Here is a 10,269-nt window from a genome sequence, read left to right as displayed (position 1 = left end):
GCAGCCATCATTTAAAGAAAGCGTAACAGCTCACTGGTCTAAATAAGGGTCTTTGCGCCGAAAATGTAACGGGGCTAAAGCCATACACCGAAGCTTAGGGTTCGATCCGCAAGGGTCGAGCGGTAGCGGAGCGTTCTGTAGGCCGATGAAGCCATACCTGTGAGGGGTGGTGGAGGTATCAGAAGTGCGAATGCTGACATGAGTAACGTAAGGGGAGTGAGAGACTCCCCCGCCGAAAGTCCAAGGGTTCCTGCTTAAAGCTAATCTGAGCAGGGTTAGCCGGCCCCTAAGTCGAGGCAGAAATGCGTAGACGATGGGAACCACGTTAATATTCGTGGGCCTGTGGGTAGTGACGGATCACGTGTGTTGTCAGATCTTATTGGATTGATTTGGCAGCGAAGTGGTTCCAGGAAATAGCTCCCACTTATAGACCGTACCCGAAACCGACACTGGTGGACTGGTAGAGTATACCAAGGCGCTTGAGAGAACTATGCTGAAGGAACTCGGCAAATTGCACGCGTAACTTCGGAAGAAGCGTGACCCTTTTGCGGGCAACCGTAGGAGGGTGGCACAGACCAGGGGGTAGCGACTGTTTATCAAAAACACAGGGCTCTGCGAAGTCGCAAGACGACGTATAGGGTCTGACGCCTGCCCGGTGCTGGAAGGTTAAGAGGAGGGGTGCAAGCTCTGAATCGAAGCCCCAGTAAACGGCGGCCGTAACTATAACGGTCCTAAGGTAGCGAAATTCCTTGTCGGGTAAGTTCCGACCTGCACGAATGGCGTAACGACTTCCCCGCTGTCTCCAGCATAGGCTCAGTGAAATTGAATTCCCCGTGAAGATGCGGGGTTCCTGCGGTTAGACGGAAAGACCCCGTGCACCTTTACTATAGCTTTACATTGGCATTCGTAGTGGCATGTGTAGGATAGGTGGTAGGCTTTGAAGCCCGGGCGCCAGCTCGGGTGGAGCCACCCTTGAAATACCACCCTTATCACTATGGATGTCTAACCGCGGCCCGTTATCCGGGTCCGGGACAATGTATGGTGGGTAGTTTGACTGGGGCGGTCGCCTCCTAAAGAGTAACGGAGGCGCGCGATGGTGGGCTCAGAACGGTCGGAAATCGTTCGCTGAGTGCAATGGCATAAGCCTGCCTGACTGCGAGACTGACAAGTCGAGCAGAGACGAAAGTCGGTCATAGTGATCCGGTGGTCCCGCGTGGAAGGGCCATCGCTCAACGGATAAAAGGTACGCCGGGGATAACAGGCTGATGACCCCCAAGAGTCCATATCGACGGGGTTGTTTGGCACCTCGATGTCGACTCATCGCATCCTGGGGCTGGAGCAGGTCCCAAGGGTATGGCTGTTCGCCATTTAAAGCGGTACGTGAGTTGGGTTCAGAACGTCGTGAGACAGTTCGGTCCCTATCTGCCGTGGGTGTAGGAATATTGAAAGGATCTGTCCCTAGTACGAGAGGACCGGGATGGACGGATCTCTGGTGGACCTGTTGTGGCGCCAGCCGCATAGCAGGGTAGCTATATCCGGACGGGATAACCGCTGAAGGCATCTAAGCGGGAAACCCACCTTAAAACGAGTATTCCCTGAGAGCCGTGGAAGACGACCACGTTGATAGGCCGGGTATGGAAGTGCAGCAATGCATGAAGTTTACCGGTACTAATAGCTCGATTGGCTTGATCGTTCTCATTTCGAATGCCTATCGCGAATGCGATGGTTCCCGCCGGAAAGCCGGCGGATGGCGCAAGAACAGCTTCTCGAAACAACATGCTCTTTGCCGACCTGGTGGTTATGGCGGAGCGGCTGCACCCGATCCCATTCCGAACTCGGCCGTGAAACGTTCCAGCGCTGATGGTACTTCGTCTCAAGACGCGGGAGAGTAAGTCGCTGCCAGGTCTGCCAAGCGCATGTTGAAATCTTCTCTTTCCGATGCGGCCCGCCAAAACGGGACTTCGGGCCGCTCAATGCGGCCCCTTTGTTTTGGCCGGTCGATGTTTCGCGGGTTCATCTCGTGAAAAAGGTGGCGCGGGGTGGAGCAGCCCGGTAGCTCGTCAGGCTCATAACCTGAAGGTCACAGGTTCAAATCCTGTCCCCGCAACCAAATTTGAAAACGGCCCGCCATGTGCGGGCCGTTTTTGCGTTTGGAGAAGCGGGGATCTGTGGCTCGCCGCCGATCCAACCCGCGATGACAAAGAAATGAAGCCCTGCGGGACGTTGCGGCCGGCCGGCATAAAGTCGGTGACGAGTCATTCGCCCCGGGATTCACGGTGGCGGTAAGGCTCAAATCTCCGTGCTGCCGTGCTGCGAACGGTATCTATCCCGCCGGGTGGCCATGCGATCCGTGCCTGAAGCCTGTCTCTTCGCGTTCTCTAAAGCTCATCTTGCACAGGCCCCACAGGAAAATGGCGAAGAGAAGGTGCGACACGGCCGAGGCGGCGATCAGCTTGGGCGTGACGGCAAGTCCGAGAAAGCCCCAGCCGACGATCGGGAAAAAGACCACGAGCACCGAAATCCAGAGCGCGAAGGCGAGCCAGAAGGCCCGCATGAATGTGAGCGCGTCCCGGAAGAGCACCACATAAAGCGCCGAGAAGAAAGTTACCCAGACGAGATGGAACATCATGCCCACGGGGAGGGGGAGATTGGTTCCAAAGATGGTTTCGGCAAAGGCAAGGGCGAGCGGTTTGGGAAGCGGGGAAATACCCGTCTTCAGGCCCGCGAACATGATCGCGCCGGTGAGGATTGCGACCGCAATCCCGATTCCAATGGTTTTGCCCCATTCCCCGGGGCTTAGAGCAGATTCGACTTAATCCGGGTCATATCCTGCTGCCTCGAAGTAGTGCCGGCATTCCTGGGCGGTGAACGCTGCGAGGCAATCGGCGACAACGGACCAGAGTTCGTCGACGGTTCTGGCAGCGGCCTTTCTGAGCAGGGCCTTGAGCTTGGAGAAGGCCATCTCGATCGGGTTGAAGTCCGGCGAGTATGGCGGCAGGAACAGGAGCCGCGCCCCGACCTTCTCGATGGCCTCGCGCACGCCGCTGATCCTGTGGGCCGGCAAATTATCCATGATCACGATATCGTCGGGGCGAAGCTCGGGCGCGAGAACTTGCTCGGCGTAGGCCAGGAACGCCGGACCGTTCATCGGGCCGTCGAGCAGCATCGGCGCGGCCATGCCGTCCAGCCGCAGACCGGCGGTGAACGTGGTTGTCTTCCAATGGCCGTGTGGAACGGCCGCCCGGCATCGCTCGCCACATGGCGCCCTGCCACGTAACCGGGCCATTTTCGTGGACGCCGCGGTCTCATCGATGAAGATCAGTCTTTCGGGGTCGAGGTCGAGCTGACCGTCGAACCAGGCAATGCGGCGGCGCAGGACATCGGGGCGCTGCTGCTCTGAGGCGTGCGCCGTCTTTTTTTGAACGTGATGCCGCGCCGGTCGAGGAACAGCCAAACCGTCGAGGGTGCCGCACGCACGCCGAGTTCGGCGGCAAGGCGCTCCCCGATCTCGGCAAGCGTGATGTCCGGCGCATCCTCGATCAGGGCGAGAATGAAAGCCTCGTGCGTATCGAGCTTCGAGCGCGACGGCTGGCCTTGCTTGCGTGCTTGCATCTCGCCGGTCTCGCGATAGCGGCGATGCCAGGCCCCCGCCGTCGAGATCCCGATCCGAAAGCGCCGCGCCGCCTCCCGCGTCGAAACCCCGTCTTCAATCGCAGCAATCACCCGACCGCGAAGGTCGCCGCTAAGGCTCCTCGTCATCACAACCTCCTGCAAATCACCAAGAGCAGTGAATCAGACAAACCCGACCGCGTGAATCCTCAAACCGACTCCGCGTTCATTGAAGATGCTCTAGCTTGTGAATCTGCATGGTTTCCTCCATGCGTTGGAAGTTGATCGATCCGGAGTTTTTCCGGTCAAAAAGAAACTTCTCCGTCGCTCCGGCGTTGTTATCACCAACGAATCTGGAGCGGCTTCAGGTTCCGAGTAAGCAGGGCACAATTGACAGCTGCACCATCAGAACAACTCGCGATAGGTGCGCTCGCGCGGCATACCGGATGCAGCGTCGATACGATCCGGTATTACGAGCATATCGGCCTGATGCCGGAGGTGCGGCGTACATCCGGCGGGTACAAGGTCTATGATGGCGAGCATATCAGGCGACTGACATTCATCCGGCGCAGCCGGATGCTGGGTATGAGTCTGGACCAGGCCCGCGAGATCCTGGCGGGTGTCGAGCACAACTCTTACAGTTGCAGGAGCGTAAAGACCCTGTTGGTCGAACGCGCCGCCGCCATCGGGAGCAAAATCGAAGAGCTTGAAAGGATCCAGCGGAATCTCGCCACGGCGATTGAAGTCTGCGGCGATGCAGAATTGAGGAATTGCCGGATCATCGAAGCGATGCTCGCGGGTGAGGACGCGGCGCTTGACCGATGCTGTTCGGAATCTTCAGACCGAACCTCCTGATTAGGTGTCATCGCCCATCCGCTACTCCAACCTTCTCTTCCCCTGCACAGTCCCGAGCCCCGGGGGCGTCGAAGAGCAGGTTAAGGTGGTTGCGAGCCCCCGCAACCACTTGCTGAACGAGATCGGCCGTCCAAAATCCGGTCGGCGTTTTCGCTTCCGCCTTGCAGAACAAGGCGGTTGCGCTGCAACCAACTGAAAGCGGCCTGCCATGTGTGGGCCTTTTTCGCGTTTGGAGGCGTGCGGCGCGGTATGATCAAGGTACGATTTTCATCCGATTCCGGCCCGAGCTGATCCTGTCTCGGCTGGACGAACCGGCGTGAACTGGAGATGGCGTATGGACATCCTGGGAATCGACTTCACGTCCAGCCCGCGCCGGTGCAAGCCGCTTACCTGCCTCCATTGCACGCTCGAAGACGGAGTGTTGGTGGCTGGCGAACTCGAGGAATGGGCCAGTTTCGAACTTCTGGAGCAGGCCCTTCGAAGGCCGGGACCGTGGATCGCCGGCATCGACTTCCCGTTCGGGCAGTCTCGAAAGTTTATCGAGAATATCGGTTGGCCGGGCAACTGGGCCGACTATGCAACCTTGGCAGGCTCGCTCGGCCGTGCCGAATTTCGTGCGACGCTGAAGAACTACAGCGCGGCCCGGCCTTTCGGTGACAAGGAGCATCGACGCAAGACAGATGTCGCGGCATCTTCGATCAGTCCTCAGAAGCTCCATGGCGTTCCGGTGGCACTGATGTTCTTCGAGGGCGCGCGGCGGCTAGTGGAGGCTGGCGTCACGATCCCGGGCCTCCAGCAGGGTGACCCGGAACGGATCGTCGTCGAGGCCTATCCCGGCGTGTTGGCGCGGCAATTGATTTCTCGAACCGGCTACAAGAACGACAGCCGCGGCAAGCAGACGGAATTGCAGTTCGCGACGCGCCATCGCCTGCTGGCGTTGATACTGGACGGGAGGTTGGAGCGCAGCCATGCGGTAAGGGTCAAGGCCGCGCGCGAATTGGCCGACGACCCGAGCGGCGATCGGCTCGATGCGCTCCTCTGCGCGATCCAGGCCGCCTGGGCATGGTCGATGCGAAGCGAGCGATGCGGCGCGCCGGAAGATCTCGATCCGCTCGAGGGATGGATCGCCGATCCATCCCTCCGCGTGAGCCGGGCACCCGGCGATTCGGCTTCAGCCTGAATCCGGCCCGTATCCAGCTCGGCGTCTACTCGGCCGCGCTGCCCTCCGAAGCCAGCGCCGGCTCGGCCTCAGGCCGCCTGCGCCGGAACGTCCTGCGCAGGGCGACGTAGAAGACGGGCGTCAGGAACAGGCCGAACAGCGTCACGCCCAGCATGCCGGAGAAGACGGCCGTGCCCAGCGACTGGCGCATTTCCGCGCCAGGCCCGCTGGCGATCACCAGCGGCACCACGCCCAGGATGAAGGCGAATGCCGTCATCAGGATCGGTCGCAGCCGCAGCCGGCAGGCCTCGACGGCTGCCTCGACGGCGGACAGGCCGCGTTCCTCGCCCTGACGTGCGAACTCGACGATCAGGATCGCGTTCTTCGCCGCCAGGCCGATGAGCACGATCAACCCGATCTGCACGAGGATGTTGTTGTCGAGCCCGCGGAAGGCGACGCCCAGCAGGGCACCCAGCACGCTGAGCGGGACGATGAGCACGATGGCGAAGGGTGTAATCCAGCTTTCGTACAGTGCAGCGAGCGCCAGGAAGACGAACAGAACCGACAGGCCGAAGATGAAGACCGCCGTATTGCCGGTCTGCCGCTCCTGGAAGGCGAGTTCAGTCCATTCGAAGGAGGTGCCCTGCGGCAGCGATTCGGCTGCGATCCCCTCCATCAGGTCGAGCGCCGTGCCCGTGGCGACACCGGGTGCGGCATTGCCCTGCAGCGGCACGGATACATACATGTTGTAGCGCTGCACGAGCGACGGACCGGTGACGTCACGGATCTCGACCAGCGTGCCGAGCGGCACCAGGTCGCCGGCCGCCGAACGTACCTTCAGCTTCAATATGTCGTCGCGGTCGACGCGGAAAGCCTGGTCGGCTTGCGCCCGTACCTGATAGACGCGGCCGAAGGCGTTGAAGTCGTTGACGTAGGCGGTGCCGAGATTGATCGACAGCGTCTCGAAGATGTTGGGGATCGGCACGTTCAGCATGCGCGCCTTGTCGCGGTCGATCTGCAGGAAGAATTGCGGGCTGGAGGCCGAGAAGGTGGTGAAGACGCCCATCAGCCCTGGCGTCTGGTTGGCCTTGGCGGCGATCTCATTGGCCAGCGCCAGAATCGGCCGCATGTCGGCGCTGTTGCGCTCCTGGAGCATCATCTTGAAGCCGCCGGAATTGCCGATGCCGCGCACGGGCGGCGGCGGCAGCGCGATGATGAACGCTTCCTGGATGCTTTGCAGGCTGCCGAACAGCGTGCCGATGATCTTGTCGGAAGTCTCGCCGCTCTCGAGCCGCTCCTCGAAACTCGTGAACGGTGCGAAGATTACGCCGGCATTGCTGGCGTTGGTGAAGGTCGCGCCGTTGAATCCGGCGAAGGCGACGGCGTTGGCGACGCCCGGCGTCTCGCGGATAATGTCGGAAGCTTTCTGGATCACTGCGTCGGTGCGCTGGAGCGAAGAGCCTTCCGGCAATTGCACGACGACGATCGCATAGCCTTGGTCCATGGTCGGAATGAAGCCGCGCGGCACCGTCTGCAGCATGTGATAGGTCGCGTAGAGCAGCCCGGCGAAGACAAGCAGCATGGCGGCAAGCGCCAGCGTTGTGCCGACCAGTCTGTGGACCAACCACGCATAGCCGTCCGCCAGCTTGTCGAATCCGTTGTTGAACCCGTTCGCCAGAGCGCGGCCGAACCGTGCCAGGAAGAAGTTCGAATGTTGCTCGCTGTGCGGCTTGAACAGGACGCCGGCCAGCGCTGGCGACAGCGTCAGCGAGTTGAATGCCGAGATCGCGGTGGAGACCGCGATGGTGATAGCGAACTGCAGGTAGAACTGACCGGAAATTCCGGGAATGAAAGCCGCGGGAACGAAGACGGAGATCAGAACCAGCGAAATCGCGAGGACCGCAGTCCCCACCTCGTCCATCGTTCTGTGCGCAGCGGCGCGCGGAGCGAGCCCCAGCCTGATGTTGCGTTCGATGTTTTCCACCACCACGATGGCGTCGTCGACAACGATGCCGACCGCCAGCACCAGCCCGAACAAAGTGAGCATATTGAGCGAGAAGCCGAAGGCGAGCAGCACGGCAAGCGTGCCGATCAGCGAAACCGGTATCGCGACGATCGGCACAATCGCCATGCGCCACGATTGCAGGAAGACGATGATGACGATCACCACCAGCAGGATTGCCTCGGCGATGGTGACATAGACCTCGTTGATCGATTCGGCGATGAACTCGGTGGGATTGTAGATGATCTCGTAGGCCAATCCTTTCGGGAAATCCTCCGAAAGTTCCGCGATCGTCTTCTGGATCTCCTCCGCCGAGGCCAGCGCGTTGGTGCCTGGCCGCTGGAAGATGCCGAGCGCCACCGCCGCCTTGTTGTTGAGGTACGAATTGGTGACGTAGTCCTTGGCGCCGAGTTCTATGCGTGCCACGTCTTGCAGGGATATCAGGCGGCCGTCCTCGGTCGACTTGACGATGACGTAGCGGAAGTCGCGAGCGTCGTTGAAGCGCCCTTGCGTGGTGACCGTATACTGGAAGGCCGAGCCGTCGCCGACAGGCGGCGCGCCGATCGAGCCGCCTGACACCTGCACGTTCTGATCTCGCAGCGCCTGGACCACGTCGCCGGCGGTCATGCCGTAGGCGGACAGCTTTTCCGGGTCGAGCCAGACGCGCAGCGAATATTCGCGCTCGCCGAAGATCTGCACGTCGCCGACGCCGTCGAGTCTCAGCAGGACGTCGCGAACTCGCGAACGCGCATAATTCGAGACGTAAAGCTGGTCATAGGTGTCGTCGGGCGATAGCAGGTGGATGACCATCATCAGGTCGGGCGAGCTCTTTGCCGTGGTGATGCCGAGCCGGCGCACCTCTTCGGGCAGGCGCGGTTCCGCGATCGAGACGCGATTCTGGACCAGCACCTGCGCAGCATCGAGATCGGTGCCGGGGCGGAAGGTGACGGTGAGCGACATCGAGCCTTCGCCGGAGGAATATGACGACATGTAGAGCATGTGCTCGACGCCGTTGATTTCCTGTTCGATCGGCGTCGCCACGGTCGCGGCGACCGTCTCGGCGTCGGCGCCCGGATAGGAAGCGCGCACCACGATGGTCGGCGGTGCGATCTCGGGATACTGCGCGACCGGAAGCTGCGTGTAGGCGATGCCGCCGACGAGCACGAGCACGATCGACAGCACCGCCGCGAAGATCGGGCGGTTGACGAAGAAATGGGCGAAATTCATTGCGTCTGCCCTTCTTCGGTCTCGGCCGTAGGCGGCAAGGTGGTCATCTCGGGCTTGACGGTGACGCCCGGTCGCACACGCACCAGTCCGTTGACAACCACCGTCTCCTCGCCGGTGAGTCCCTCGCGGATGACGCGATAGCCGTCGATGCGTGGGCCGGTACGCACCGGCTTGGCCGAGACCAGGCCTGCCTCGTCGACAACGAAGACGATGCGGCGGTTCTGGTCGGCGCCGATCGCCTCGTCGGGCAGAAGCACGCCCGGATGCGGCAGCGAACCGGGCACATTGATGCGGCCGAACATGCCGGGCTGCAACACGCCGTCCTTGTTGTCGAAACGCGCCCTGACCCGCATCGTGCCGGTCGCTTCGTCCAAGCGGTTCTCGGCGAAATCGAGCTTGCCCTTGAATACCGCTTCATTGCGATCGGCGACACGGACGACCACATCGACGCCGCCGGCGCCCTCCTGCATGACTCCGCCGCGCGTGCGTGCGTCGCGCGCATAAGCGAAATAGGCCCGCTCATCGATGTCGAAGTAGAAGTCGATCGGATCGATCGAGACGATGGTTGTCAGCACGGTCTGGTCGGCCTGCACCAGATTGCCCGGCGAAACGAGCCGGCGGTCGACACGGCCGGAAAACGGCGCTTTGATCTCGGTGAATTCGAGGTCGAGGCGGGCATTGGTAAGTGCGGCCTCGGCGCCGTCCAGTTGCGCCTGCGCGGACAAGAATTCACGCCGGCGGTCGTCCAGCGTCGAAACCGGTATGTTGCCTTCGCGCGACAGGGTCTCGGCGCGCTCGAATTGCGTCTTGGCAAATTCGACAAGGGTCTTCGCGGAATCCACCTGCGCCTGCGCCTGGTTCAGCGCCGCCCTGAACGGCCGCTGGTCGATGGTGAACAGGAGGTCGCCCTTCTTCACCAGCGTGCCGTCCTGGAAATGGACCTGTTCAAGGTAGCCGCCGACGCGGGAGCGCAGCGAAACCTGGTCGACCGCTTCGAAGCGCCCGACGAATTCGTCGTCTTCGACGATTTGGCGCACCACCGGCTTGGCGACCGTTACGACGGGAGCGGGAGGCGCTTCCTGCGCCTGTGCGGGAGGCGCGGCGAGCGAAGCCGCCAAGGCGAAAATCGCGGCGGCAAACAGTTTTGAAAGGACGTTTCTACTGGAGGGGGCGGCCAGAGAATCGCGGCGGAGACGTGCAGTTTGAACCATGGTTACCCCTCGTAATTGGTTCGTTCACGTGAAGTCCGTAACATCTAGGTAGCGGGTGTGCACCGCACAAATCAATCTTTTTGAACTGATCACCACAACCGACAGGTTGCTGCCACTTGCTGGAGAGGCCGGCCATCCGCGAAATTTTTCCTTTTCCCAGAATGTCGACGATGCCTCTTGACCTTCCAGTCACTGGAAGCCCTACC

6 protein-coding genes, 1 tRNA gene and 2 rRNA genes (1 of these 9 only partly in view) are annotated in these 10,269 nt (G+C 61.2%); 5 read left to right on the top strand and 4 right to left on the bottom strand.

Annotated elements, in window-relative coordinates; all coding sequences use genetic code 11:
* The 3 genes from ABVK50_RS21635 to ABVK50_RS21625 form a co-directional block, all read left to right on the top strand.
* Window positions 1-1,693: ribosomal RNA gene (locus ABVK50_RS21635) — 23S ribosomal RNA — on the top strand; it begins 1,107 nt to the left of the window's first position.
* 97 nt (window positions 1,694-1,790) lie between these two features.
* Window positions 1,791-1,905 (top strand): 5S ribosomal RNA (gene rrf, locus ABVK50_RS21630).
* Between the two features lie 128 nt (window positions 1,906-2,033).
* Window positions 2,034-2,110 (top strand) — tRNA-Met (locus tag ABVK50_RS21625).
* A 213-nt stretch (window positions 2,111-2,323) separates the two neighbouring features.
* Here ABVK50_RS21625 and ABVK50_RS21620 read toward each other — a convergent pair.
* Window positions 2,324-2,731 (bottom strand): hypothetical protein, encoded by a 408-nt coding sequence (locus tag ABVK50_RS21620; protein ID WP_353644622.1) that lies wholly within the window; start codon window positions 2,729-2,731, stop codon window positions 2,324-2,326.
* 81 nt (window positions 2,732-2,812) lie between these two features.
* A protein-coding gene (locus tag ABVK50_RS21615; RefSeq protein ID WP_353642267.1) for an IS630 family transposase occupies window positions 2,813-3,759 on the bottom strand; the annotation gives its coding sequence in 2 pieces (ribosomal slippage) (window positions 2,813-3,420 and window positions 3,420-3,759; 948 coding nt in all).
* A 240-nt stretch (window positions 3,760-3,999) separates the two neighbouring features.
* Between ABVK50_RS21615 and ABVK50_RS21610 the strand changes: the two genes are divergently transcribed.
* Both ABVK50_RS21610 and ABVK50_RS21605 read left to right on the top strand, forming a co-directional pair.
* Complete coding sequence (locus tag ABVK50_RS21610) at window positions 4,000-4,464, top strand: MerR family transcriptional regulator (protein WP_353644623.1); 465 nt, start codon at window positions 4,000-4,002, stop codon at window positions 4,462-4,464.
* A gap of 334 nt (window positions 4,465-4,798) precedes the next feature.
* Window positions 4,799-5,644 (top strand): DUF429 domain-containing protein, encoded by an 846-nt coding sequence (locus tag ABVK50_RS21605; protein ID WP_353644624.1) that lies wholly within the window; start codon window positions 4,799-4,801, stop codon window positions 5,642-5,644.
* A gap of 25 nt (window positions 5,645-5,669) precedes the next feature.
* On the opposite strand, the gene ABVK50_RS21600 is transcribed toward ABVK50_RS21605, so the two are convergent.
* Together ABVK50_RS21600 and ABVK50_RS21595 are read right to left on the bottom strand one after the other, a co-directional pair.
* Window positions 5,670-8,852 carry a multidrug efflux RND transporter permease subunit gene (locus tag ABVK50_RS21600; protein WP_353644625.1) on the bottom strand — a complete coding sequence of 1,061 codons (3,183 nt, stop codon included), beginning with the start codon at window positions 8,850-8,852 and terminating at the stop codon, window positions 5,670-5,672.
* Entirely contained in the window at window positions 8,849-10,063 is a 1,215-nt protein-coding gene (locus ABVK50_RS21595) for an efflux RND transporter periplasmic adaptor subunit (protein ID WP_353644626.1), read from the bottom strand. Before ABVK50_RS21595 ends, ABVK50_RS21600 begins: the two co-directional genes overlap by 4 nt.
* Window positions 10,064-10,269: the final 206 nt, after the last annotated feature.

The organism is Mesorhizobium sp. WSM2240 (genome assembly GCF_040438645.1).
Taxonomy (GTDB): domain Bacteria; phylum Pseudomonadota; class Alphaproteobacteria; order Rhizobiales; family Rhizobiaceae; genus Allomesorhizobium.
Note: the sequence above shows the minus strand (reverse complement) of the source record. Positions and strands in the feature narration are given on the sequence as shown.